Below are 22,510 nucleotides of genomic sequence, written 5' to 3'. Positions count from 1 at the left end.
AAGCGAAGCCGGCGGTACCATTTGAAACGGAGGAGCCTCCAGATAACCTAAACCATAACCGGAGGAGCCTCCAGATGTCCGAAGTTGGAGTGTGACGTGACCCACCCACAGCGCCCGTTACGCGCCGACGCCCGGCGCAACCGCGAACGCCTGCTCGACGCCGCCCTGAAAGCCTTCTCGACGGAGGCCGCCGCCGAGGTGACCCTGGACCGAGTGGCCCGCGACGCCGGCGTCGGCATCGGCACGCTCTACCGGCACTTCCCCACCCGCGAGGTTTTGATCGAGGAGGTGTACCGCACGGAGCTGGCCCGCCTGTGCGACGCCGCCCCGCGCCTGCTGGCGGACCTGCCACCGGTCGAGGCCCTGCGCGCCTGGATGGACGGCTACATCGACTACATGGCCGCCAAGCACGGCCTGGCCGACGCGCTGCGCGTGGTCATCGCGGCCGGCGGCCAGCCCTTCGCCCAAAGCCGCGCCCGCCTGGTCGGCGCGATCACCGAGCTACTCCAGGCCGGCGCGGGCGCGGGCCTGCGCCCGGACGTGGAGCCTGAGGACGTGCTGGTCGCCCTCAGCGGCGTATCCCTCGCCGCCGGCGACCCGGCCCGCCGCGCCCAGGCCGGCCGAGTCTTGGACCTCCTGATGGACGGCCTCCGCCAAACCCCCTGACCCGCCACCGCCCTGCCCCGCCCCGCGCGCTCCGTCAACTCGAGCCCCCGCCGCGCGGTCCGTCCAGTAGGGCGCCCTGCGCCGCGCGGTCCGTCAAGCCGGGCGCCTCGCCCACGTCGTTCCGTCAAGCCGAACGCTCCGCGCCGCGTGGTCCGCTAAGTCGGGCGCTCTGGCGCCGCGTGGTCGGCTAAGTCGGGCGCTCCGCGCCGCGCGGCTGGTTAAGCCGGCGGCCTGACCCGCGTGGTCGGTGAAGTCGGGCGCCTCACGCAAGTCCGTTAGTCGGGCGCTCCGCGCCGCGACTTAACGGATTTTTCGCCTGACAGGGCATAAGTCCGAAAAGTCGTGGCGCGGAGCGCCCGACTTTTCGACGTGCGGTGAGCGGACGGCGAGCTACCGGCCCGCGGCGGCCGCGGGCAATGCCGCGTCGGCCCGGCTGCGGCCGGAGCGAACGAATCTCTCCGTGATCATGCGGCTCCCACCGACGCGCAGCGGGTTTCTCATGATCGCGGAACCTTAAGGTACCCCGGGGTACATCGCCTTTCCGCGATCATGAAAAACCCGTGGTGTGCAAGGCGATTCGTGCATGATCGCGGAGACTTTTGGTCGCGATGGCCGACTACCGAGGCTGAAAGGTCGGGGTGATCACGGCGGTTGGGGTTGCAGAGCGAGGCCCGTTTCAGCGATGAAGGCGTCGAGGAGTCGCGGCCGATACTGCATGCTCTTGAGCCGCGTGCGCACGATCGTGGCGAGTTGGTCGGTGCTGCAGGCGGCGAGGTTGCCCAGCCCGCGCTTGAGGTTCGACCACACTCCCTCGGTCGGGTTCAGTTCCGGTGTGTACGCGGGCAGTTGGACCACAGTCAGCCAGTCGTGGGCCTCGACGAATGCCCGCATCGCCGCGCTGACATGGTGATTGAGGTTGTCCCAGATGAGCACGACCGGCGCGCGCAGCTGGGCGTGGACCGCGCCGAGCAGCCGGATGTAGTCGGCCTCGGCCAGGCCCTTCGGCTCACGTTTGCGGCCGTGATACACGCGGATGCGGAAGAACAGCCGGGTGCGCAGCCCCGGCCGGGCGGCGATCAGCCCGGCCATCGACACCCGGCCCGATCCCTTACCCGACACCGGCACCACCGGGGTCACCCCGCACCGCGACCAGGTGCTGGCCTTCGGCGGCCGCAACGACTGCCCGGCCTCGTCCTCGAAGCACACCCACGCCCCGAGGGCCCGGGCCGTCATCTGACCCGCGACCACGTCTCCTCCCGCCACACGGCGACCGCTCGCTCATCGCGTTCGACGGCCCGATGGACCGGCACCTGCGGGGTCCAGCCGATGCGGTGCAGCAGATACGACACGCCCCGCTCGGTGTAGCGCACATGGAACAGCCGGCCGACCAGCACGGTGATCCGCGGCAGCGTCCACCGCTGGTCCTCGACCCAGCCGTGCGCGGCCGGCCCCAGGTCCAGCTCGGCCTGCAACCTGGCCAGCCGGACCGGGTCCAGCCGGCACCGGCTCCCGCTGGGCCCCTTGGACCGCAACCCATCGCGCCCGGCCCGCCGCCAGGTCTGCTGCCACTGGTAGGCCGACTTCGCCGACACCCGCAACACCGAGGCGACCCGACCGGCCGGCACCTGCTCCTCGAACAGGTCAACAGCCTGCATCCGTACCATCTCGCGGCGGGCCCGGCCCTTCGCGCTCAGCCCGCCGCCATCGGCGTACCTCACACTGTCGGTATAGATCCCCGCCAGGCCTGGGTCACGCCGACACGCCGAGCCAACATCGACTCACCTCGACGTTTCGGCCTCAGTAGCAGCACGGACACACGGCCGGCCGACCACCCGACGGTGCAAATGAGCCGATTGAAGTTCGCCCGTAACGGATTTTTCGCCTGTCGGGGTATAAGTCCGAAAAGTCGTGGCGCGGAGCGCCCGACTTTTCGATGTGCGGTGAGCGGGCGGGACTACGGAGCGCCGTCTCGCGTCGGGGCGGGCCGGCGGCGTCAGTCGTGGTTGTGTTCGCGTTGGAGGGCCAGTTCCAGGGCGAGGACGGCGCACAGGATCAGGAGGTGGTTCTCGCCGTCGGCGATGTTGACGGCGTAGCTGTCGCGGATGCTCAGCCAGCGCTTCGACACCGTCGCGACCTCGCGGCCGCCTCGCTCGACGGTGAACTCGCGGTCGAAGAGGTTGCCGGACATCTCCAGGTCGTCCGGGCCCGGCACGTCGATGGTGAACTTGTCGTGGAACGGCGTGAACAGCTTCTTGCGGACCGTCGCGGCCTCCTCGCCGCCGATCTCGATCTCGTACGTCGGGCGGAGCGACACCAGCCGCCGGTGCACCGACGCTACCTCGTTGCCCGAAGGGTCCTCGATCACGAGGCGGTCGCGCAGGCTCAGCACCTTGCCGTCCACGTGCAGCACCTTGCGGCCGTGGTCGTCGGTGACGTCGAAGTCGTCGCCGATGTCGAAGAAGCGCTCCTTGATGACATACATACGTCAATTGTCGGACCCCGCGGCCATCCCCGCTCGCCGGCCAAGACGTGCCGGGTCCAGCCAGTGCCAGGCCATCGCGCACCCGGCCACGGTGGCGTCCGGGTAACCGCGACCGCAGCACGGCCGCCATCCGCGGGTCGGGCTCGACGCAGGTCAGGGTCCCGCCGAGGAGCCGCAGCACCGCAGCACCGCGATGCCCTTGCCGGTGCAGGCGGCGATCTCCCCGGCCAGCTCCGGCGGGTAGCCGGGCGGCACGTGCTCGTAGACCTCGGCCACCTCGCCGAACCGCGTCCCGTCCGCCATGCCGCCCGGCTGCCCGCCGCCGAGGATCAGAACGCCGGGATGGCCACGGCCGTGTAGGGCGTGTCCGGGGCCGGCGTCGTGGTGAAGCGGGCGTTGGGCAGGTACAGCCGGTGTCCGAACTGCGCGATCGTCGTCGGCACGTCGAAGCGCGGGTCGGTGCGGGTGGCCCGGACCTCGCCCGCGGTGCCGGCGCGGTCGAGCCGGAGCGCGACCACGGTGTTGTCGCGGTTCTGCACCACGTAGAGCGTGCGGCCGCTCGGCCACAGGCCGTCGCCGTTGACGAAGGTGCGGCCGGCGGTGTCGAGGCGCTTGGTGGCGCCCGTCGCCGGGTCGATGCGGAACAGGAACCCGGTGTTGGACTGCACGGCGATCAGCGCCCGGCCGTCGGGTGTGGCGGCGATGCCGTTGAGGTTGTTCACGCCCGGCGTGAGGACGAAGTCGCCGGTCAGCGGCAGTGTGGTGAACGTGCGGGGCAGGCCGCTGGCGACCTTGTAGAGCACCGCGCGGCGGGAGTCGGTGAAGTACGCGGCGCCGTCGAGCAGTACCACGTCATTGACGAACGTGGTGTCGGTGGTGAACTTGTAGGAGGCGAGGACCTTGCCGTTGCGGGTGTCGATCACCCGGCCGTCGCCGCCGCCACCGCCGGCGACGAACAGGCGGCCGTGGTGGTCGACCTTCAGGCCCAGCGACGCCGTGCCGACCGGCGGGCTGAGCTGGGTGCCTTTGCCGCTGATCAGGTTGATCCGCCAGATCCGGCCGTCGGCCCGGGAGCCGAAGTAGGCGAACGCGCCGGGGCCGATGGCGATGCCCTCGGGCTGGAAGCCGTCGGGCAACCGCAGGGTGGTGGGCAGCGGGCGGCCGGGGCCCGAAGCCGATGCCGCGGCCGGGGTGGCCAGCAGCGTGGCCGTGATCGCGGCGGCCAGGGTCAGCACGACTGTCACGCGTCGATGTACGGTCATGTCTTGCGGTACCCCCGAAGTGCGAAGACGGTTCAGTAGCCGACGGCGGTGACCCCCGTGAGGGTGCCGACGTAGCCGCGGCCGCGGGCGACGGTGGGCGAGGCGAAGTGCGGTGAGCGGCCGATGCCGAGGCGGGCTCGCTCGTGGCCGTCGGCCGGGTCGAGCAGGTAGAGCACACCGGACTCGACGTCGACGACCCAGACCGCGCCGCCGGCCAGGACGGGGGAGCCGGTGGCGCCGCGTGGCCCGTGCCAGCCGATGGTGATCTTGCCCGACGCCGGGTCGACGACGGCGGCCCGGATGCCGTCGCCGCACGGTAGGTACAGCGTCGTGCCGGCGGTCGCGGCGCCGCCGAACGGCTTGCACACGTCGGCCTGGGCCCGCTGCCCGCCGATGCCGCCGAGGTTGGCCGGGTCGAGGACGTAGCCGACGCCGCGCTTGCCGGCGATGAACAGCCGGTCGCCCACCTCGGCCGGGGTCATCGAGCCGAGGTCGAGGTCGCGGGCGTTGTCGTCGGCCCAGGTGGAGGGGGCGAAGAAGCCGGTGCGCTGCAGGTTGTGGTCCAGCGCGATCACCGTGTCGCTGCCGTCGAAGCCGCTCGTGGACTCGCCGTTGCCGACCGCGAAGTACAGCTGCTGGCCCACGACCATGCCGCCGGCCGGTGACCAGATGCCGCCCTCGCGCGGGGTGGGCACGGCGTAGCTCTGCAGCGGCCCGTCGCCGGAGGTCGGGGCCGACACGACCGATCCGATGTACTTCGCGCAGTCCCCGGCCAGCCCGCCGTAGGCGATGTAGACCCGCCCGGCGTACACGGTCAGCGCGGCCCGCTGCTGGTGGGCGATCGGGTCGCCGAGCGGCGGCTCCACCGCCCGGCGCAGCTTCACCGTGCCGGTCGCGACGTCGACGCCGAGGAGGGTGTGCGCGCCGCCGGTGGTCTCGGCGACGGCGAAGACCAGGCCGGTCTGCTCGTCGTAGGCCATCGTGCCGGTGATGCCGAGCGGGTCGATGTTGCCGCAGGGCAGGTCCGAGCGCGGCACCGGATCGCCGGCGTCCACCTTCCACAGCGGCGCGCCGGTGCGGGCGTCGAGGGCGTGGATGGTGTCCCGCTCGGTCGCGGCGAGCACCCGGTCGCCGATGACGAGCGGCTGGCCGTAGACGGCGCCGCCGAGGTCGGCCGACCACGCCTTGGTCAGCGTGGTGGCCGTGGGCTGCGCGGAGCCGTTGCCGGTTCGCCGGTTGTCGCGATGGTACGTCGGCCAGTCCCCGTCGGTGACGGTCTGCGTCGGCGTGGGCACCGGCGCCGGGGCGTGGGTGCACGCGGTGAGCCCTGCCAGCAGCGCGGCGGCGAGGAACGCTGATCGACGCATGTCTTGCAACGTACCCGCTCAGGCGGCGGCGCTGACGAACCGCCCGATCCGCTCGACGGCGGCCGGGGGCGGGGCCAGGAACTGCACCCCGATCTCGGTCAGCCCGGCCCGCTGGACGCTGTGCACGACCTGGCCGCGCAGCCGCAGCGGCGCGGCGTCCAGGGTGAGATCCACCGTCACGGTGTCGCCGGCGCGGATCGGCGCCTCGCCCTCGGCCTCGCAGCGCAGCCCGCCCGCGCTGAGGTCCATCAGCGAGCCGACGGCGAGCTCGGCGCCGTCGCCGTCGCTGAAGCGCACCGGGCCGGTCGCGGCGATCCGCTCGGTGTGGCGCCGCTCCAGCTTCTCGGCCAGCGCCGACATGCCGTTGATCCGCTCCATCGTCTGCCCGACCCGGCCGGTGAGCCGCTCGACCGTGGCGTGCTGGTCCTGCGCGACGGTGTGCAGCACCGTGGTGGCCTCGCCGATGCCGCCGACCCCGGCCACCATGGCCCGGATGGTGCCGGTCATCTGCGCGGCCGTGCGCTCCAGCTCGGCGATGGTCGCGGCGATCCGTTCGGTCGATTCGGCGGTACTGCCGGCCAGATCCTTCACCTCGTTGGCCACGACGGTGAAGCCGCGCCCGGCCTCGCCGGCCCGGGCCGCCTCGATGGTCGCGTTGAGCGCCAGCAGCCGGGTCTGCGCGGCGATGCCGGCGATGAGCTGGGTGGTCCCGTCGACCTGGCGGAGGCTGTCGCCGAGGGCGGCGACGACCCGCTCGGCCTCGCCCGCCCGCTCGACCACGGACGCGGTGGCCCGGTCGGCCTCGGTGACCCGCTCCTCGATGGTCCGGGCGGCCTCGCGCACCTCGCCGACCTGGGCCACGACGTCGTGCAGCTCGGCGGAGATGGCGCCGATGGACTCGTCGACCACGCCCTGGGCCCGCTCGCGCAGCTGCCGCTGGCCCTCCCGCTGCTGCTCGAAGCTCGCGTGCAGCTGCTCCTCGCGGATCCGCTGGCCGTCGCGCAGCTGGTCGTCCTGCTCGGCCAGGCGCCGCCGGGACCGTTCGAGGGCCCGGCCGATGTCGCCGAGCTCGTCGCGGCCGGCGGGCACCTCCCGCTCGGCGAGGTCGCCGGCCGCGGCGGCGGTCACCGCGGCGACGGCGAGCCGCACGTCGTGGCGGGTGCGCCACCACACGGCGGCGGCGAACCAGATCGCGGCGATCGCGGTGACCGCGGTGACGGTGAGGTTGGTCGCGCGGTCCCGGGAGAGCCGGTGGTACCGCGCGTCGAGGAGCCGCTGCAGCACCGCCCCGGCCGGCCCGGCCGCCTGGCGTACCGCATCGGTCGCGACGCTCACGTCGGCCGGGCCGGGGCTGTCCAGGGTGTCGGTGAGCTTGCCGGCGAGCGCGGAGAGCGCGTCGGCGGTACCCCCGAGCACCGACAGGTCGCCACTGAGCCGGGTGTCGGCGGTGTGCGCGACCGCGGTCTGCACGCCGGTGCGGATGGCCGCGGCGGCGCTGTCCAGCAGGCCGGCGTCGACGGCCTGGGCGGCGACCCGCTTCGGCAGCGGCGCCGACGCGTCCGGGGCCGCCGCCTCGGCCGCCGAGGTGAGCGCCTTGGGCAGCTCCACGATCAGGATGTCCATCACGTAGAAGGAGTCCAGGTCGGGGTCGAGGATCAGGTTGGAGTTGTTGCCGGCGTCGGTGATCAGCGCCGCGAGCGCGGTCGTGGTGCCCGCCCCGCCGCCGGACGGCACCGCGGCCAGCCGGTCGCGCAGGCCCAGCCCCGGATGCCGGCCGACCGCGGCGCGCAGGTCGGTCAGGTCGGGCGACCGCCCGGCCGCCGCGTCGGCCATCGCGGCGAGGGCCGGGCGCACCACGTCGTTGCCGTCGCGCTCGGCGCCGGTGAAGTCCACCTGGCCGCCGATGGAGCTGCTGTACGCGTAGGTCGCGCCCAGCCCCGGCACCAGCAGGACGACGACCAGTACCGCGAGCCGCGTGCTCGTGCGCATCCGGTCGGCCAGCCACAGGACCGGAACGAGCAGCGCGGGACGCCGGGATCCGCTCATATCGGGCTGATCGACCCGGGCGGGTACCAACCTGAGGAATTTGGGCCTCGCCCGGGCCGATCGGGAGTTGCTGAGGGAACTCGCTACAGGAACCGGTACGCCGTGCCGCCGCGCACCGGTGCGACGCGCACCCCGGCCGACGGGTTGGCCGCCTCGACCATCTTGCCGCCGCCGATGTAGATCGCGACGTGGCCCGAGGTGTGGATGACATCGCCGGGCATCCACTGCCCGGACGGCACCTGCCGGCCGCGGGCCGCGATCTGCTCGCTCTGGTGCGGCAGGCTGATGCCGACCCGGGCGTAGGCGGCCATCACCAGGCCGCTGCAGTCGTAGGCGTTCGGGCCGGACTTGGCGTACACGTACGGCTTGCCCACCTGCGCCAGCGCGAAGTTCACCACCGTGCCCGCGGCTCCGGACGGGGGAGCGACATTGGTCGCCGGGGCCTTGCCCGACGTGCTCTTCGTGGTGGACTTCGTGGTCTTGCCCGACGTGGTGGTCTTCTTCGCGGCCGGCTTCGACGCCGCCTTCGGCTGGGCGGGGGCCGGTGGCGCCGGCGGCGCCGGAGCGACCGCCGCGTCGGGCCGGGATCTCGCCACGAACGCGAACCGGTGCTCGCGGTAGGCGCGATCGGCGTGTTCGTAGGCGGTGAGCAGGGCCTCCTGCTCGGAGAGCGACAGGGCGGGCGAGCCTTCGGCGTTCGCGGGCGGTGTCGCGGGTTGTGGTTGGGCCGCGGCGGCGGAGGGGCCGAGCCAGACGGCGGAGATGGCAAGGGCTGCGGTGCCTGCTGCGATCCGGTGCAGCGGCTGGCGTGCGTTCAGGTCGGCTCCACGGTCGGCCCGGTGCTCTCACGCGTGTCTCGGGTGGGAGCACCGCCGTGGAGGCCGGAGCTGACCCGAAGTACCGGGCGAAACGGACAATCTCGCTTTCCGGCCCCGCGAGGGGGCCGTCGGCGACGTTAGGCCGGATGCAAGCCGGCTGCCGAGGGTCGTGACGTTCCTCACCAGCCATCTCACCCGCAACTGTGCGGGTATCGACCGATATGTCCATCCCACCCGGACAACCTTTTCTGGCCGTTAGGACGTCCCGGTGCGCCATTTTTCCGGCGGGCAATTCGAGGGATTTTGAGCGCATATGCTGCGTTCATGGGTTTTGCGTGGGTACCGCGCATTGCCGTGCTGTGCGTGACCGTGGCACTGCTGTGCGCATGTGCCGCGACCGATGCGCAGGGCCCGCCGCCGACCCGTCCTGTGCCCGATATGCGGCGTACCGCGGCCACGACGGCGCGAGCGTGACCATCTCCTCGTCGATCCGCGACGTCGAGGCCGACCGGCTGATCAAGGCCTGGGACGCCTTCCAGACGACGATCCTCACCGATCCGACCGTCACGCTGCGCTTCGACGGCTCCGACATGATGCCGGCGTCCGTCGGCGCCGGCACGTTCTGGGCCGGCATGACCGGCTGGATCAAGCGCGCCGACACCGCTACTGTCTTGCACCGCATCGAGACGGGCTGGCCCGCTTGATCCGCTTCGCGAAGTGCCGATGTTCGAACCGTGTACAAGCGGGTGCGGCGCTGGCTGGCGGATCTGCGGATCGCCACGAAGATCATCAGCGTGTCGCTCGTCGTCACCGCGATCTTCACCGCCTCCGGCGTCGCCGGCCTGATCAACCTGCGCCTGCTCGTGGCCGAGCAGGACCGCGAGTACCGCGTCAACATCGTCGCCCTGGACCGCATGACCAGCGTCCGCTCGGCCGTGAGCAACCAGCTGGAGGCCGTGCTCGCCTACATCCTGTCCGACCCCGGCTTCTACCGCGACACCTACACCCAGGTCATCTCCGAGTCGGACCGCCAGATCGACGCCCAGATCGAGCAGCTGCGCACCATCGGCCTGCCGCAGAGCGAGCAGACCGGCCTGCGCGCGTTCGCGGCCACCATCACCATGTGGCGCACCGCCCGCGACTCGGCCCTGGACGCGGCCAAGGCCGGCGACCAGCAGAAGGCCGCCTCGGTCGTGCTGGTCCGCTCCGAGTCGATCGCCCGCGCCGTGAAGGACCGCGCCGACTCGTTCCTCGAGCAGCTGGTCGAGGCGGTGCGCGACGGCGCCCGCCGGGCCAAGGCCAACAGCGCCCGCACCGCCCAGCTCACCGAGGCCCTGCTGGCCGCGGGCGTGCTCACCGCCGTGCTGCTGTCGGGGCTCACCGCCCGGGCCATCTCCCGCCCGCTGCGCGAGGTCGTCGACGTGCTCGCCCGGGTGGCCCGCGGCGACCTGAGCCGGCGCGTGGAGCTCGACCGGGGCGACGAGCTCGGCCAGATGAGCCGGTCGCTCAACGACACGCTGGGCGTGCTGCGCCACGCTTTCGAGGAGGTACACCACAGGGCCTCCCACGACGGCCTCACCGGCCTGGCCAACCGCGCCCTGCTGCGCGAACGGATCGCCGCCGCCCGCCCCAACGCCAACGCCGGCGCCCCGGTCGCGATGCTGCTCATCGACCTCGACGGCTTCAAGGCGGTCAACGACGCCCACGGCCACGCCGCCGGCGACCACCTGCTGACCGTCGTCGCCGGCCGCCTGCTGGCCGGCGTGCGCGCCGACGACACGGTGGCCCGCCTCGGCGGTGACGAGTTCGCGGTACTCCTGGACGGCATGGACGCCGCCGACGACGTCTACACGGTCGCCGACCGCCTGCTCGCCGCTCTGCAGCAGCCAACGGAGTTCCGCGGCGCCGTGATCACCCCGCGGGCGAGCATCGGCGTGAGCCTGTGGGACGGCGAGATCCCGATCGACGCCCTGATGCACGACGCCGACCAGGCCATGTACGCCGCCAAGACCGGCGGCAAGGGCCGCGTCGTCCACGCCCCCCTCGGCGCCTAGCCCTTTGCGTGTCACCATGGCCGCCATGACGGCGTTCGAGGACCTCCTTGACGCGCTCGACGACGCCGGGCTGTGGTCGCACCTCCCCGAAGATCACAAGCGCGCGGCGCAGCGGGCCCTGGCGTCCGGCGACGGCGTGACGTGGCCCGCCGGCGGCGCCTGGCGGGCGGACGGCGAGGACCTGGCCGAGGGAGACGTCGAGGCCTGGCTGGGCAGCATGGCCGGCCCCCTGCACGACTGCGGCGTGGACCTGCGAGTCGCTACGGTCATCGGTCCCTGGGATGCCGGCTCGGCGGGCTACTCGGTGTGTGTGAACGGCACGACGCTCGATCTGTACACGTTCGTCGAGGGCGAGCCCGCACGTCCGGCGACCGAAGACCCGTGGATGGACTGCTCCGTCCGGCCCGCCGCCGAGGTGAACCGCCTGCTGGAAGCGGCCGGAAGCAGCCGCCGTGTCGCGCTGTTCTGGCCGGGTGGCAATGACGGGTTCGCGGTGCTGGGCGAGGGGCGCGTGCTGCGGCGGATCTCCGCCGCGGCCGCCAGCTGGTGCAACGCCCTCATTCCGTAAGGCGGTCGAGCCATTCCAGCTGCCCTGATCAACCGTGTTCGTCCGCCGTCACCGGGTGGCGCGGCCAGACCGTGACCGCGCCGGTATCCCGCCGGCACCGCGGGACCTGGTGGAGGGTCCGGGCCCGGATGTGCGGGCGCGGTCGGCGGAGGCACCGCCGAGCCCCGCATCGCCCGGTGTCACCCGGGATCCGGCACCGCCGGCCGCCGGTGGGTATGGCGGTCGAGTGGTGCCCGGCCGCGGGTCCCGACGCGCTGGGCGGGGCGCGGTCGGCGAGCACGTCCCACCCGCCGGGCGCCGGGCCGCCACGAAGCACGGCGCAGCGACCGGAAGTCTCCGCGATCATGCACAACCCGGCGTCGACACCAACGGTTTTTCATGATCACGGAGTGGTGATGTACCCCCGTGTACCGAAAGGTTCCGGGATCATGGCAAACCCGTGGTGCGGCCACCGCACGCTCATGATCACGGAGACATACGGCCGCCCCCGCCCCCGCGCAGATCGCATGGTGCGCCCGGCGGGTGCGACAGCCGCACCATTCGCCCCGTCGCGCCGCCCCGGGGCCGGCGCCGATGATCGCCGCGCCCCCGACCGGCGGCCATCGACACCCTGCCCGCGGCGGCCGCGTTGTCCACGGCGGCCCAGACGCGGGTGCCGTGAGTGAGGCCGAGGGCCCGGCGCCGGTCGGTGTAGTCGGTCAGGGTGGGTCCGCCTGGCTCCAGGGCGTCGGGCCGTCGGCGGGGCCACAGCCCGACAGCGTGCGCCTGCGGACGTTTCAAGGTCGTGTCGAAGCTGCCCTGATCGACCGCATTCGTCCGCCGCCTGAGCGGCCGGGCCGGCCTGTCTCACCGCTCGGCGCCGCAGGCCGGCCGGATGCCGTCAGTCGTCCACGCCGGCGCCGGAGTAGGTGGGTACCTCGGCCAGCATCGCGGCCACGCCGGGGTTGAGCTCGTTGCGGCGGCGGTGCAGTTCCTGGATCTTCGCGTTCAGCTCGGGATCGTCGTCGTCGCTGACGTCGAAGATGGTGAGATCCTGGACCAGGTTCAGCCCGAGGTGGTCGGTCTCGAAGGTTGTCGGGTGCGTCAGGTACTCGAAGAGGCCGTCGAGGTCCTCGACGGCGAACACCGAGCTGTACTCGAAGTCGCCCCCGTGGTCGCGGCCGACGATGAAGGACTTCACCGCGGGAATCGACCGGCCCTGGTTACGCCAGCTCTCCAGCGCCGCCTCGATCTGCTCCGGGCTCGCGCTCGCCTTCATGGTGGCGCGATTGATGTGGTAGATCATGCCTTGCACCCCAGTTCATAACGTTGTTAGATTTTCTAACGCCGTTAAGTTAGCTACACCGTGACGGCGCTGTCAAGAGGGGGCGGCTAGTGTCCGGGGACACCATGGAAGCGAAGTGACGGGACATGCCGAGCAGCACACGACGCGCCCGCGAGCGGGCGAGCACGCGCGAGCGGATCATCGAGGCCGCGTTGCGCGTCCTCGAGACCGAGGGCGCCGCTGCGTTGACGATCCGGCGCATCGCGGCCGACGTGGAGTACACGGCGCCGGTCGTCTACCAGCACTTCGCCAACAAGGACGCGCTCGTGCTGGAGTTGGTCGCACACGGCTACGGCCTGATGCTGGCCGAGCTCAAGCGGGTCGCCGAGGAGCCGGACATCGACCGGCGCATGCTGCGGGTCGCGTCCGAGTACGTGCGGTTCGCCCGCGAGCACCCGTACCTCTTCGAGGCCATGAACGGCACCGAGGTCGACGCGGACGAGCGCCGGCGCGCCGCCGAGCCGGCCATCGACGTCCTGAAGGAGCTGCTCACGACCTGGTCGGACGCGCACGGCGTGGTTCTGGCCGACCGCGCCGAGGCCTGCGAGATCGTGTGGGGCACGCTCTACGGCATGGCCTCGATCGGCTACCTCGGCACGGTCGGGACCGAGCGCGCACAACGCCTGGCCGAGCAGGCGCTCGGCGCGATCCTCCTCGGCTGGCGGACCGGGGGGTGACGGCGTCGCCGGCGGCCCGGCGCGCGGCCTGCCGGTGAGCGATCGCGCGGTCAGCCGTCGTCGCGGCAGAGGCAGAAGGGGTGGCCGGCCGGGTCGAACAGGACCCGGACGTTGTCCTGCGGCTGGTGGGTCGCGACCGAGGCGCCGAGTGCGACGGCCCCGGCGACCGCCCACCTGGAACACGCACCTTCCAAAGGCTGAGAGCCGAGCACCCATTGTGCGCGTGACGATTCGGCGCCGCCTGGTTCGTCATCCCGGTGACGACGCCGCCGGGGCGTCACACTGGGAGCGAAGGAGAGAGCGATGCGCTACGCACTGCTGATGCACTACCGCGAGCCGGGCGAGGGAGAGCTGAGCGAGGAGGTGATCGCCGACGCGATGCTGGCGTTCGACACGTACGCCAAGGCGCTGGAGCGGGCCGGGGTGCTGCTGTCGGCGGACGTGCTGCACCCGACGGAGGCGACGACCACCGTGACCCGCCGGGAAGGGGCGCCGCGCGTGCAGGACGGTCCCTTCGCCGAGACCAAGGAGGCGCTGGCCGGGGTGTTCCTGGTCGACGTGGCGGATCTGGACGCGGCCATCGGCTGGGCCGAGCGGTGCCCCGGCGCCCAATGGGGCGCGGTGGAGATCCGCCCGGTCGCGACGGCCTTCATCGACGGCGCATGGCGGCGCTGACCGACGCCGCCCGCGACAGCTACGGCAAGCTGCTCGCCCTGCTGTCCGCGGCGACCAGCGACCTCGCCGCCGCCGAGGACGCGCTGGCCGACGCGTTCGAGCGGGCCGTGCGGACCTGGCCGGACGAGGGCGTGCCGGCCAATCCCGACGCCTGGCTGCTGACGGTGGCGCGCAACCGGCTGCGGGACCGGTGGCGGTCGGCCGAATTCCGCCGGACCGTCGTCCTCGACGTCGAGCGGGACGCGCCGGTCCACGTCGACGACGTCGACGTGGACGCGATCCCGGACCGGCGGCTGGAGCTGATGCTCGTCTGTGTGCACCCGGCGATCGACCGGGCGATGCACACGCCGCTGATGCTCAACACCGTGCTGGGCCGCACCGCCGAGCAGATCGGCCGGGCCTTCTCGACGCCGGCCTCGACGATGGCCACCCGGCTGGTCCGGGCCAAGCGGCGGATCAAGATCGCCGGCATCCCGTTCCGCCTCCCGGACCGGGCCGACCTGCCGGCCCGGATGGTGGCGGTACTCGAGGCGGTCTACGGCGTCCATGCCATCGACCGGGGCCGCCTGCCCTCCGCAGGTCTGCAGCTCGCCGAGCTGCTCACGACGCTGGTGCCCGACGATCCCGAAGCGCACGGGCTCGCCGCCCTGGTCCAGCTCTCGGCGGCCCGGGCCGGGGCGGGCACCGACGCGCGGGGGCGGTTCGTGCCGCTGAGCGAGCAGGACCCGGCGGCGTGGGATCAGCGCCTGATCGCCCGGGCGCACGAGCACCTGCGGGCCGCGCACGCCCGCGGACGGCTGGGGCGCTTCCAGATCGAGGCGGCCATTCAGGCGGTACACGGCGCCCGGGCCCGGACCGGCACGACCGACTGGCCGACGCTGCTGGACCTGCACCGGCTGCTGCGCTCGGTCGCGCCGTCGCTCGGCGGCGACGTCGCGCTCGCCGCGGTCACCGCCGAGGTCGACGGTCCGGCGGCCGGGCTCGCCCGGCTCGACGCCGTGCTGGCCGATGCCGGTGAGCCGGCCCGCCGCTTCCAGCCCGCCGCCGCGACCCGCGCGCACCTGCTGGAGCGGCTCGGCCGCGGCGACGAGGCCGTAGCCGCCTATGACACCGCCATCGGCCTGACCCACGACCACGCCGAGCGCGAGTATCTACAGCATCGGCGGACCCGCCTCGGCGGAACGTCGTGCCCGCAGGACGGTGTCGTGGCTGTGGTGGGTACCGGGCGGAGCCGGGGCCGTGCGGGGGCGGGTCTCGTCGATCAGGACCGTCCAGCCGTCGCCGAGGAGGGCGGCGATCTCGGCGGGCCGGTAGAAGTCGTTCGGGTCGAGGTCGTGCACGCCGCCCGGCGGGAGGTCGGCGAGGTCGTGGCCGGCGACGAGCAGGGTGCCGCCGGGGGCGACGGCGGCCAGCAGGCCGCGCAGCGCGGCGTGGCCGGGCCGGCGTAGCAGCGGGAAGTACTGCGCCGACACCAGGTCGAAGGCGCCGGCCGGCGGCGGCGTGACCGACAGGTCGGCCCGGGTCCACCTCACCCGGCCGGCGACGTCGGGGCCGGCGGCGGCGCCGCGCTCCAGGGCGGTCGCGGAGATGTCCATCGCGGTGACCTCCCAGCCGCGCCGGGCCAGCCACAGCGCGTCGCCGCCCTCGCCGCAGCCCACGTCGAGGGCCCGGCCGGGCGGCAGGTCCGCGACCTCGGTGACCAGCACCCCGTTGGGGTTGCCGCTGAACAACCGCTCGCTGCCGCGGTACCTCGTCTCCCAGAACTCGGTGTCCATGGGGTCAACCTCCCCCAACGGCGCCGAGCGGGCAACGTTCTTTGCCAGGACCGCAAAACCGGATCAGACGGCGACCCAGCCGTCGAAGCCGCTCGGCGACATGCAGCGCACGCGGCCGCCGAGGCGCAGGGACGGGTCGGACTCGTAGCGCTTGGTCAGCTCGCGCTCGGCGTCGAAGTCGCCGCGGTCGGCGGAGAGCAGCAGCTCGGCCAGCTCGTCGGCGGTGCGGTCGGTGATGGCGCCCCACTGGTCCCACAGCAGGACCTCGTCGCCCTGGCGGTGGGCGAGCTCCAGCAGGACCTCGTCGAGCAGGAACTGGTGGCCGTGGAACGGCAGGGCCGGGTCGAAGCCGTAGCGGTCGGCGTCGATCAGGCCGCGGCGGTGCGCCGTCCAGGCCTGGGCGGCGGTGATGAACTGGGGGACGTCGGCGGTGTCGAACGGATACTGCGCCGGGTCGAGCTGGGCGTCGGCGAACACCCAGCGGCGGCCGTTCCAATACTCGGCGACGACGTGGTCGTAGTTCCAGTCCTCGGCGAAATACGGCGCGAACCCCACCCGGCTGCGGGCCGGCACTCCGCGGTGGCGCAGCGCGGCGATGGTCAGCAGCGTGAAGTCGCGGCAGCAGCCGACGACCCGCTCGGCCTCGGGGCGGGGCTCGGCCAGCGGCGCCGGGAAGCGCTCCTGGTCCAGCTGCAGGATGCGGGTCAGCCAGCGGGAGTCGATCTCGGCCAGGCGCGGGCCGGCGAACGTGATGCCGGCGGCCCGGAAGGGCACGACCACGTTACGCACCGTCGCCATCAGCGACGGCAGGTCCTCGGGCAGATCGTCGAGGAGCGCCGCCAACGGGCCGGGAGTGCTGAAGCGGGTCTGCTCGCGGTACCGCTGCATCATTCATCGAACCTAGCAACATTCGGTGGCGTCCAGCATGCTCCGGCCGAGCGCCGCATACGCCAAATTTGCCGGGTGCGTGCCGGCGTAGTCCTCGGCGTGGCCGAGCCCGTCGGCGAACAGGCTGTAGACGAGCGCGGGCGCGCCGCCGGGGGCGAACATCACGCCGGCCTCGTGCCGGGCCGCGCCGCGCTCGTCGCGGTCGGCGCCGTGCTTCGTGGCGACCCGGGCGCGCTGCGCGGAGGTCAGATCACGGCGTACCCCATCGTGATGACCGGCGGCGGCGCGCAGCACGCCGAGCAGGAACGCGCCCGACGCCGGGGCGAGCAGGGTGCCGCCGGCCAGCCGGGACAGCAGGTCGTGCGTCTCGCGCGGGGTGGTGTCGCCGAGCCAGAACCGGGCCGGGTCGGCGGCGGGCTCCACCCGGGTGCGCGCGAACCCCTTCGCGGCGAGGGTCGCGTTGATCTCGGCGGCCGGCACGAGCCGCCCGCACAGCCGCACCGCCGTGTTGTCCGACACCAGCAGCAGCGCGGTGAGCACGCCGGCCACGGTCAGCTCGTCGCCGTGCACCGGCTGCAGGTGGTAGGTGCCGCTGCCGCCGAGCACGTCCCCGGCCGCCAGCCGCACCCGCCGGGCCAGGTCCAGTTCGCCGCGGTCGACCTTGTCGAGCACGGCGACGGCGATCGCCAGTTTTTGGATGCTGTACGCCTTGACGAGGCGGTCGGCGTCGTCCTCGACGACGACACCGTGCCCGGCGAGGGTCACCAGGCCGTGCCAGTCACCGCCGGCCCGGGCGGTGTGCCGCGAGTACGCCCGGCGGATCCGCGTGACGGGTGACAGCTTCGCGCTCAACGGGCCCACGCTACCCCGGCTACGGTTGAGGGGTGCTGAAAATCAGGTTCGGCGTCGGGCTCGGCGCGGACACCGCTCCGGCGGAGCTGGCGGAGATCGTCGAGCACCTGGAGGCCTCGGGCGTCGACTCGCTGTGGCTGTCGGAGCAGGTGTATTCGAGCGCCGTCGAACCGGTCGTCGGCCTGGCCTACGCCCTCGCCCGCACCCGCCGGCTCAAGGTCGGCACGTCGGTCGCGGTGCTGCCCGGCCGGCACCCGGCCCTCGTCGCCAAGCAGCTCGCCTCGCTGGCGGCGCTCGCGCCCCGGCGGGTGCTGCCGGTGTTCGGCCTGCGCCCGGCCCGCAGCGGCGAGGTCGCGCTGTTCGCCGTGCCGGAGGGGCGCCGGGCGGCGGTCTTCGACGAGTCGCTCGTCCTGCTGCGCCGCCTGCTCACCGAGGACGAGGTCAGCTTCTCCGGCGAGTTCTTCACCGTGCAGGGCGCGCGGATCGGCCCGCGGCCGGCCCGGCCGCTGGACATCTGGCTGGGCGGCAGCGCCCCCGCCGGGCTGCGCCGCATCGGCCGGCTCGGCGACGGGTGGCTCGGCAGCTTCGTCACCCCGGCCGAGGCCCGCGCGGCCGTGGACACCATCCGCGCGGCCGCCGCCGACGCCGGGCGGGAGATCGAGCCGGACCACTACGGCATCAGCCTCGTCGTCGCCGGCGGCGACCTCCCCGACGCCCTCGCCGCGACGCTGCGCCAGCGCCGCCCGGACCTCGACCCGGCCGAGCTCGTCGCCCGCGACTGGCCGCACCTGCACCGGCTCCTCGACGAGTACATCGCCGCGGGCCTGTCGAAGTTCGTCATCCGCACTGTGGCCGGCCCCGCACCGATCGAGTTCATCGACCGGTTCGTCACCGAGCTGCTCCCGCGCCAGAACTAGAGTCCTGCGGCATGGATGGCGAACACCTCGCCGCGGCCCTCGGCGCGCACCTGGACCGGCTCGCGTTCGCCGACCGCGGCACCGACGACGTCACCGAGCTGCTCATCGCCGCCGTCGTCGACTGGGCGGTCGGTTCGGGCTGGCGGGCCTACCGCCGGGCGGCGAGCGTGGTGCCGCTGCCGGCGCCGTATGAGGCGCAGTTCTCCGTCGTCGACGTCGGCATCGCCCGCCCCGGCCTCGCCCCGGTCGTGGTCGAGATCGACCACGCCGACCGCCGCCGCACCCTGGACAAGCTGGCCGCCGAGGCCGCCGCGGGCCGGGTGGCGCTGTGGGTCCGCTGGGGCGCCGGCCGCCTGACCGCGCCGCCGGCCCCGGTCCGCCTGGTGCCGTTCCCGGTCATCTCCCGCCGCGGGCCGTCCGGCGCCCGCGTGCACTCGCACGCGGCGAGCTCCCACCGCCCCGCGCCCGCCCACACGGAGCCGCTGGACGGGTACACCCTCGAACCGATGACGCTGCCGGGGGATCACCATCCGCCGTCGTAGAAGGCCAGCAGCGCCGGCGCCGGGTCGGCCGCGGTGCTCGCGTTCGCCAGCGCGACGACCGTCACGGCCAGCGCCAGCACCGCCGACAGCACGCCGTAGGACCCGAACACCGCCCGGGCCCCGCCGGCCTTCGCGGCGCCGGCGAACCTCCGCCACAGCACCACGCTCAGGCCGGCGAGGGCGACCGCCACGATCGTCGCGATCACGGCCAGGGCCAGGTGGTACACCGCGAAGTCGTCGATCATCGCCGTGAGGGCCGGCTCGGTCCCGCCGCCCGCCAGCTGGTCCCTGATCTGCGCCAGCGTGCCGGCGAGCGCTCCGTCGGCCGGCCCGTCCATCAGCATCGGCCCCAGCGACGCGAAGGGCGCCACCGCGCCGTGGGCGTTGGCCATCGCCGTGACCAGCGACAGCACCGCGAGCATCGTGACCGCGCCGCCCGCCGCCGCGAGGGCGACCCGCCGGCCCGCCCCGCCGGCGCCCAGGAAGGCCCGGCACAGCCGGACGATCAGCGCGATCAGGACGATCAGCAGGATCGCGCTGATCGCGGCCTTGACCACGTGGTAGCGAAGCCAGTAGTCGACGACCCGCTGCAGGTCCGCGGGGAACCGGTCGCCGCCGGAGTTCCAGTACTCGACGAAGCCCTTGCGGAAGGCGGCGTTGAGCCGCCGCTCATCGGCGAGGTCGCCGGTGGCGGGGATCGCCGCCAGCGGCCCCGGTGCGACGACGAAGGCGACGACGAGCGCTGCGGCGATGGCGGCGAGCGCACGGGTTGATTTCATAGGCCCAGAGCCTGGCGCCGCCGGCCGGCGCGAACCATGACGCTGGAGCGAGACTTCCGGGTAATCCCAGCATTACCCCGCCGCCGTCGCATGATGGGGACATGCGCGACCCGGTCGGCCACACGTGGCAGCGGATCACCCGGTGGTTGCACGGCCACGCGCCGGCCACCGCGGCGCTGATCCGCGGTCCGGCCGGCGCCGCGGCGGTCGACGCCGTCGAACGTGACGTCGGTACCCCGCTGCCGGCCGACCTGCGCGCCTGGTGGGCCTGCACCGACGGTTTCCCGCCGGGGACGGTCGAGGCGCTGATCCCGGCCCTCCACACGCCGCTGACCACCGCCGCGGTCCCCGCGGAGCTCCGGTCCCGGCTGGCCATCTCGTCCACCGCCGCCCAGCCCCACGACGCCGAGGCCGGCCGCTTCAGCCATGGGTACCAACCGGCCTTCGTACCGATCTCCACGGACAACTGCGGCCAGGTCCTCTTCGTCGACCTCCGGCCGGGCCCGTGGCACGGCTGCGTCAGCGAGTGGGACCACGAGCAGGGCTTCCTGGACGCACCGCGCTGGCGCAGCGTCGCCGTGATGCTCGCCGACATCGCCGGCGCCCTGGAGTCAGGCGGACCCGCCCTGGCCGACTACACCGACCGGCGCCGGGCCCTCGGCTTCACCCACGACACCCGCGTCTGGGCGGCCGTGGACAACGCCGGGGAGCTGGAATGGCTCGACCGCCTTACGGAATGAGGGCGCTCCACCGGCTCGGGGCCGCGGCGGAGGTCCGCCGCGGCACGCAGCGCCTGCTCGTGGTGGTCCATGCCGGGCGGCCGCCGCGAGCAGGGCCGTCGATGGCCGCCGGTCGGGGGCACGGCGATCATCGGCGCCGACCCCGGGGCGGCGCGGCAGGGCGGACGGTGCGGCTGTCGCACCCGCCGGGCGCACCATGCGACCTGCGCCGGGGCGGAGGCGGCCGTATGTCTCCGTGATCTGTGAGCGTGCGGTGGCCGCACCACGGGTTTGCCATGATCCCGGAACCTTTCGGTACACAGGGGTACATCACCACTCCGTGATCATGAAAAACCGTTGGTGTCGACACCGGGTTGTGCATGATCGCGGAGACTTCCGGTCACTGCGCCGTGCTTCGTGGCGGCCCGGCGCCCGGCGGGTGGGACGTGCTCGCCGACCGCGCCCCGTCCAGCGCGTTGGGACCCGCAGGCCGGACACCACCCGACCGCCACCGACCTCGACATCGCCATCCGCGACCAGGTCGGCGCGGTCACGGTCTGGCCACGCCACCCGGCGACAGCGGACGAACACGGTTGATCAGGGCAGCTTCGACACGACCTTGAACGTCCACAGGCGCACGCTGTCGGGCTGCGGCCCCGCCGACGGCCCGGGATCCGACTGCGAGAGCAGCGCCGCGTAGCCGACGGCGTGCGCGGTCGCGGGGTCGAAGAACAGTTCCGTGGGGCCGCTGACGCCGGCATAGCGCACGGCGTACTGCCGCTTGCCGCCGATCGTGACCTCGCTCGCGCGCACGCCGGGGGTGGCCGCGAGGATCTTGAGCAGCGCGAGCCGGAGCGGCCCCGGCAGCAGCGGATCCGCGAGGGAGAACACGGCGGCGCACCGGGAGGCCGTCGGGTCGGACTCCGGGACGCCGGCCCGCAGCACCGCGACCAGCCGGTCCGGGTCCGTGGGCAGGGCGGCCAGCCACGCCGGCGTGGGGTGCAGCAGGTCCGGCCCCTCCTGGGCCAGCCGCTCGCGCGCGGACCGGGCGATCTCGGCAATGCTGGGCCGGCTGTCGACATCCTGGCCGTCCACGCGCTGCTTGACCGGGACGAGGCCGTTGAGCTCCTCCCAGTACTCGAACACCCGAGGGCCGGGCTCGTCCACCGTCTCCCGCCGGGAGTACAGGTAGCCGCCGGCGGGCAGGCGCGGCACCCGCGTCTTCGGCGCCGCCGCCTCCAGCTCGGCGAAGACCGCGGCGACGTCGAGCTCCGGTCCGCGGGTGAAGCCGGCCGGCGGCGGTTCGTCGTGCCGGGCGAGCAGCCCCACGGCGGCGATCGTGGCGAGGGCGACCGCGGCGGCGGTGAGCGGGACCGCCCAGAGGTACCACCGCCGGCGGGGCCGAGGGCCGGCGAGCACCCGGTTCCGCAGCCGCGGCGACGGTACCGTGGCCACCCGCCCGTTCATGAAGTCCCGCACGGCGCGCAGATCGTCGCTCATCGCTGTGCCTCCGTCCCCGGAAGATCCGCCCGGACGTCGGCCAGGGCGGCGCGGACCTTGGCGCGCGCCCGGTGCAGCGACGACTGCACCGAGCCGAGCGGGATGCCCAGCGTGCGGCCGATCGTGTCGTAGTCGAGGTCGGCGAGCGCGAACAGCAGCAGCACGTCGCGCTGCCGGGCCGGCAGGGCCGCCAGGGCCGCGGCCAGGCGGCGCTGGAGCACCGCCGCGTCGGCGCGGTCGACCGCCCGCTCGGCGATGTCGGCCAGGAACGGGTCCTCGCCGGTCCGGGCGAGCGCCCGCAGCGCACGCGTCTCGCTACGGTGGTGCCGGCGCACCAGGTTCGTCGCGACCCCGTACAGCCACGCGCGCTCCGGCCCCTCCGCCAGCCGGTCCCGCCGCCGGTGCGCGACCAGGAACGTGTCGGCCACGATGTCCTCCGCGACCACCGGGCCGACCCGGGCGGCGCAGTAGCGATACAGCTCGCCCCCGTAGCGGTCGAACAGGTCCGCCACGTCGGGCGGCCGCCGCGGCGGGTCGGCCATGGTGTGCAACATACCGATGACTGCCCGCACCCGGGCCCCCTGTTCCCGGCGCGCACC

Annotated in this window: 24 protein-coding genes and 2 pseudogenes; 10 read left to right on the top strand and 16 right to left on the bottom strand. The window is 73.6% G+C overall.

What is annotated here, in order from left to right; all coding sequences use genetic code 11:
* Nucleotides 1–96: 96 nt before the first annotated feature.
* Entirely contained in the window at nucleotides 97–666 is a 570-nt protein-coding gene (locus tag ACQPXD_RS33795) for a TetR/AcrR family transcriptional regulator (protein ID WP_432825385.1), read from the top strand.
* Nucleotides 667–1,308: 642 nt separating this feature from the next.
* Here ACQPXD_RS33795 and ACQPXD_RS33790 read toward each other — a convergent pair.
* The 8 genes from ACQPXD_RS33790 to ACQPXD_RS33755 all read right to left on the bottom strand — a co-directional run bounded on the left by ACQPXD_RS33790 (nucleotide 1,309) and on the right by ACQPXD_RS33755 (nucleotide 8,419).
* Nucleotides 1,309–1,914, bottom strand: a complete 606-nt coding sequence (locus tag ACQPXD_RS33790) for a transposase (RefSeq protein ID WP_432825384.1) — start codon at nucleotides 1,912–1,914, stop codon at nucleotides 1,309–1,311.
* The gene (locus ACQPXD_RS33785; protein ID WP_432825383.1) at nucleotides 1,896–2,384 is read right to left on the bottom strand and encodes a winged helix-turn-helix domain-containing protein; all 489 of its coding nucleotides are present in this window, start codon (nucleotides 2,382–2,384) and stop codon (nucleotides 1,896–1,898) included. Before ACQPXD_RS33785 ends, ACQPXD_RS33790 begins: the two co-directional genes overlap by 19 nt.
* A gap of 275 nt (nucleotides 2,385–2,659) precedes the next feature.
* Nucleotides 2,660–3,148, bottom strand: a complete 489-nt coding sequence (locus ACQPXD_RS33780) for an LURP-one-related/scramblase family protein (RefSeq protein WP_432825382.1) — start codon at nucleotides 3,146–3,148, stop codon at nucleotides 2,660–2,662.
* Nucleotides 3,149–3,301: 153 nt separating this feature from the next.
* Nucleotides 3,302–3,451 (bottom strand): hypothetical protein, encoded by a 150-nt coding sequence (locus tag ACQPXD_RS33775; protein ID WP_432825381.1) that lies wholly within the window; start codon nucleotides 3,449–3,451, stop codon nucleotides 3,302–3,304.
* A gap of 26 nt (nucleotides 3,452–3,477) precedes the next feature.
* Entirely contained in the window at nucleotides 3,478–4,392 is a 915-nt protein-coding gene (locus ACQPXD_RS33770; protein WP_432825380.1) for a superoxide dismutase, read from the bottom strand.
* A gap of 50 nt (nucleotides 4,393–4,442) precedes the next feature.
* Complete coding sequence (locus ACQPXD_RS33765) at nucleotides 4,443–5,777, bottom strand: PQQ-binding-like beta-propeller repeat protein (RefSeq protein WP_432825379.1); 1,335 nt, start codon at nucleotides 5,775–5,777, stop codon at nucleotides 4,443–4,445.
* An 18-nt stretch (nucleotides 5,778–5,795) separates the two neighbouring features.
* Nucleotides 5,796–7,823: a methyl-accepting chemotaxis protein gene (locus ACQPXD_RS33760; protein ID WP_432825378.1), complete on the bottom strand. Its 2,028-nt coding sequence runs from the start codon at nucleotides 7,821–7,823 to the stop codon at nucleotides 5,796–5,798.
* 83 nt (nucleotides 7,824–7,906) lie between these two features.
* Nucleotides 7,907–8,419 carry a C40 family peptidase gene (locus ACQPXD_RS33755; protein WP_432825377.1) on the bottom strand — a complete coding sequence of 171 codons (513 nt, stop codon included), beginning with the start codon at nucleotides 8,417–8,419 and terminating at the stop codon, nucleotides 7,907–7,909.
* A 692-nt stretch (nucleotides 8,420–9,111) separates the two neighbouring features.
* Here ACQPXD_RS33755 and ACQPXD_RS33750 point away from each other — a divergent pair.
* From ACQPXD_RS33750 to ACQPXD_RS33740, 3 genes are read left to right on the top strand one after another with little or no spacing between them, the layout of a single operon-like run.
* Nucleotides 9,112–9,345 carry a hypothetical protein gene (locus ACQPXD_RS33750; RefSeq protein WP_432825376.1) on the top strand — a complete coding sequence of 78 codons (234 nt, stop codon included), beginning with the start codon at nucleotides 9,112–9,114 and terminating at the stop codon, nucleotides 9,343–9,345.
* A 30-nt stretch (nucleotides 9,346–9,375) separates the two neighbouring features.
* Complete coding sequence (locus ACQPXD_RS33745) at nucleotides 9,376–10,695, top strand: diguanylate cyclase domain-containing protein (protein WP_432825375.1); 1,320 nt, start codon at nucleotides 9,376–9,378, stop codon at nucleotides 10,693–10,695.
* Between the two features lie 25 nt (nucleotides 10,696–10,720).
* Entirely contained in the window at nucleotides 10,721–11,263 is a 543-nt protein-coding gene (locus ACQPXD_RS33740) for a hypothetical protein (RefSeq protein ID WP_432825374.1), read from the top strand.
* Nucleotides 11,264–12,143: 880 nt separating this feature from the next.
* On the opposite strand, the gene ACQPXD_RS33735 is transcribed toward ACQPXD_RS33740, so the two are convergent.
* Nucleotides 12,144–12,548 (bottom strand): Dabb family protein, encoded by a 405-nt coding sequence (locus tag ACQPXD_RS33735; RefSeq protein WP_432825373.1) that lies wholly within the window; start codon nucleotides 12,546–12,548, stop codon nucleotides 12,144–12,146.
* A 125-nt stretch (nucleotides 12,549–12,673) separates the two neighbouring features.
* On the opposite strand from ACQPXD_RS33735, the gene ACQPXD_RS33730 reads away from it, so the two are divergent.
* A complete protein-coding gene (locus ACQPXD_RS33730; protein WP_432825372.1) occupies nucleotides 12,674–13,264 on the top strand; it encodes a TetR/AcrR family transcriptional regulator in 591 nt (196 codons plus the stop codon).
* A gap of 50 nt (nucleotides 13,265–13,314) precedes the next feature.
* Here ACQPXD_RS33730 and ACQPXD_RS33725 read toward each other — a convergent pair.
* Nucleotides 13,315–13,434: pseudogene (locus ACQPXD_RS33725) on the bottom strand (VOC family protein); the annotation flags it as partial.
* 133 nt (nucleotides 13,435–13,567) lie between these two features.
* Here ACQPXD_RS33725 and ACQPXD_RS33720 point away from each other — a divergent pair.
* The gene (locus ACQPXD_RS33720) at nucleotides 13,568–13,939 is read left to right on the top strand and encodes a YciI family protein (protein ID WP_432825371.1); all 372 of its coding nucleotides are present in this window, start codon (nucleotides 13,568–13,570) and stop codon (nucleotides 13,937–13,939) included.
* The gene (locus tag ACQPXD_RS33715; RefSeq protein ID WP_432825370.1) at nucleotides 13,927–15,387 is read left to right on the top strand and encodes an RNA polymerase sigma factor; all 1,461 of its coding nucleotides are present in this window, start codon (nucleotides 13,927–13,929) and stop codon (nucleotides 15,385–15,387) included. The genes ACQPXD_RS33720 and ACQPXD_RS33715 overlap by 13 nt, the downstream gene beginning before the upstream one ends.
* On the opposite strand, the pseudogene ACQPXD_RS33710 reads toward ACQPXD_RS33715, so the two are convergent.
* The 3 genes and pseudogenes from ACQPXD_RS33710 to ACQPXD_RS33700 form a co-directional block, all read right to left on the bottom strand.
* Nucleotides 15,361–15,714: pseudogene (locus ACQPXD_RS33710) on the bottom strand (class I SAM-dependent methyltransferase); the annotation flags it as partial. The gene ACQPXD_RS33715 and the pseudogene ACQPXD_RS33710 overlap by 27 nt on opposite strands.
* Before the next feature lie 63 nt (nucleotides 15,715–15,777).
* Complete coding sequence (locus ACQPXD_RS33705) at nucleotides 15,778–16,605, bottom strand: transglutaminase-like domain-containing protein (RefSeq protein ID WP_432825369.1); 828 nt, start codon at nucleotides 16,603–16,605, stop codon at nucleotides 15,778–15,780.
* Nucleotides 16,606–16,614: 9 nt separating this feature from the next.
* Nucleotides 16,615–17,454, bottom strand: a complete 840-nt coding sequence (locus ACQPXD_RS33700) for a serine hydrolase (protein ID WP_432825368.1) — start codon at nucleotides 17,452–17,454, stop codon at nucleotides 16,615–16,617.
* A 32-nt stretch (nucleotides 17,455–17,486) separates the two neighbouring features.
* On the opposite strand from ACQPXD_RS33700, the gene ACQPXD_RS33695 reads away from it, so the two are divergent.
* Nucleotides 17,487–18,371, top strand: coding sequence for a TIGR03854 family LLM class F420-dependent oxidoreductase (locus ACQPXD_RS33695; protein ID WP_432825367.1), 885 nt, complete (start codon nucleotides 17,487–17,489; stop codon nucleotides 18,369–18,371).
* Between the two features lie 11 nt (nucleotides 18,372–18,382).
* A complete protein-coding gene (locus tag ACQPXD_RS33690; RefSeq protein WP_432825366.1) occupies nucleotides 18,383–18,913 on the top strand; it encodes a hypothetical protein in 531 nt (176 codons plus the stop codon).
* Here ACQPXD_RS33690 and ACQPXD_RS33685 read toward each other — a convergent pair.
* Nucleotides 18,895–19,692 (bottom strand): hypothetical protein, encoded by a 798-nt coding sequence (locus tag ACQPXD_RS33685; RefSeq protein ID WP_432825365.1) that lies wholly within the window; start codon nucleotides 19,690–19,692, stop codon nucleotides 18,895–18,897. The genes ACQPXD_RS33690 and ACQPXD_RS33685 overlap by 19 nt on opposite strands.
* 101 nt (nucleotides 19,693–19,793) lie before the next feature.
* Here ACQPXD_RS33685 and ACQPXD_RS33680 point away from each other — a divergent pair, with 101 nt between their 5' ends.
* Entirely contained in the window at nucleotides 19,794–20,432 is a 639-nt protein-coding gene (locus ACQPXD_RS33680) for an SMI1/KNR4 family protein (RefSeq protein WP_432825364.1), read from the top strand.
* 576 nt (nucleotides 20,433–21,008) lie between these two features.
* On the opposite strand, the gene ACQPXD_RS33675 is transcribed toward ACQPXD_RS33680, so the two are convergent.
* On the bottom strand, nucleotides 21,009–21,911 hold the full coding sequence (locus ACQPXD_RS33675; RefSeq protein ID WP_432825363.1) for a hypothetical protein: 903 nt from the start codon (nucleotides 21,909–21,911) through the stop codon (nucleotides 21,009–21,011).
* Nucleotides 21,908–22,453, bottom strand: coding sequence for an RNA polymerase sigma factor (locus ACQPXD_RS33670; RefSeq protein WP_432825362.1), 546 nt, complete (start codon nucleotides 22,451–22,453; stop codon nucleotides 21,908–21,910). Before ACQPXD_RS33670 ends, ACQPXD_RS33675 begins: the two co-directional genes overlap by 4 nt.
* Nucleotides 22,454–22,510: the final 57 nt, after the last annotated feature.

The sequence above is a fragment of the Dactylosporangium sp. CA-092794 genome, assembly GCF_050948465.1.
Taxonomy (GTDB): domain Bacteria; phylum Actinomycetota; class Actinomycetes; order Mycobacteriales; family Micromonosporaceae; genus Dactylosporangium.
This window is presented reverse-complemented; position numbering and strand designations above follow the sequence as displayed.

Bases quoted from the DNA above. Each gene is read 5' to 3' on its own strand.
- ACQPXD_RS33780 (WP_432825382.1), bottom strand. From the start codon at position 3,148: ATGTATGTCATCAAGGAGCGCTTCTTCGACATCGGCGACGACTTCGAC.
- ACQPXD_RS33775 (WP_432825381.1), bottom strand. From the start codon at position 3,451: ATGGCGGACGGGACGCGGTTCGGCGAGGTGGCCGAGGTCTACGAGCAC.
- ACQPXD_RS33765 (WP_432825379.1), bottom strand. From the start codon at position 5,777: ATGCGTCGATCAGCGTTCCTCGCCGCCGCGCTGCTGGCAGGGCTCACC.
- ACQPXD_RS33760 (WP_432825378.1), bottom strand. From the start codon at position 7,823: ATGAGCGGATCCCGGCGTCCCGCGCTGCTCGTTCCGGTCCTGTGGCTG.
- ACQPXD_RS33740 (WP_432825374.1), top strand. From the start codon at position 10,721: ATGACGGCGTTCGAGGACCTCCTTGACGCGCTCGACGACGCCGGGCTG.
- ACQPXD_RS33735 (WP_432825373.1), bottom strand. From the start codon at position 12,548: ATGATCTACCACATCAATCGCGCCACCATGAAGGCGAGCGCGAGCCCG.
- ACQPXD_RS33730 (WP_432825372.1), top strand. From the start codon at position 12,674: ATGCCGAGCAGCACACGACGCGCCCGCGAGCGGGCGAGCACGCGCGAG.
- ACQPXD_RS33720 (WP_432825371.1), top strand. From the start codon at position 13,568: ATGCGCTACGCACTGCTGATGCACTACCGCGAGCCGGGCGAGGGAGAG.
- ACQPXD_RS33715 (WP_432825370.1), top strand. From the start codon at position 13,927: ATGGCGGCGCTGACCGACGCCGCCCGCGACAGCTACGGCAAGCTGCTC.
- ACQPXD_RS33705 (WP_432825369.1), bottom strand. From the start codon at position 16,605: ATGATGCAGCGGTACCGCGAGCAGACCCGCTTCAGCACTCCCGGCCCG.
- ACQPXD_RS33690 (WP_432825366.1), top strand. From the start codon at position 18,383: ATGGATGGCGAACACCTCGCCGCGGCCCTCGGCGCGCACCTGGACCGG.
- ACQPXD_RS33685 (WP_432825365.1), bottom strand. From the start codon at position 19,692: ATGAAATCAACCCGTGCGCTCGCCGCCATCGCCGCAGCGCTCGTCGTC.
- ACQPXD_RS33680 (WP_432825364.1), top strand. From the start codon at position 19,794: ATGCGCGACCCGGTCGGCCACACGTGGCAGCGGATCACCCGGTGGTTG.
- ACQPXD_RS33675 (WP_432825363.1), bottom strand. From the start codon at position 21,911: ATGAGCGACGATCTGCGCGCCGTGCGGGACTTCATGAACGGGCGGGTG.
- ACQPXD_RS33670 (WP_432825362.1), bottom strand. From the start codon at position 22,453: ATGGCCGACCCGCCGCGGCGGCCGCCCGACGTGGCGGACCTGTTCGAC.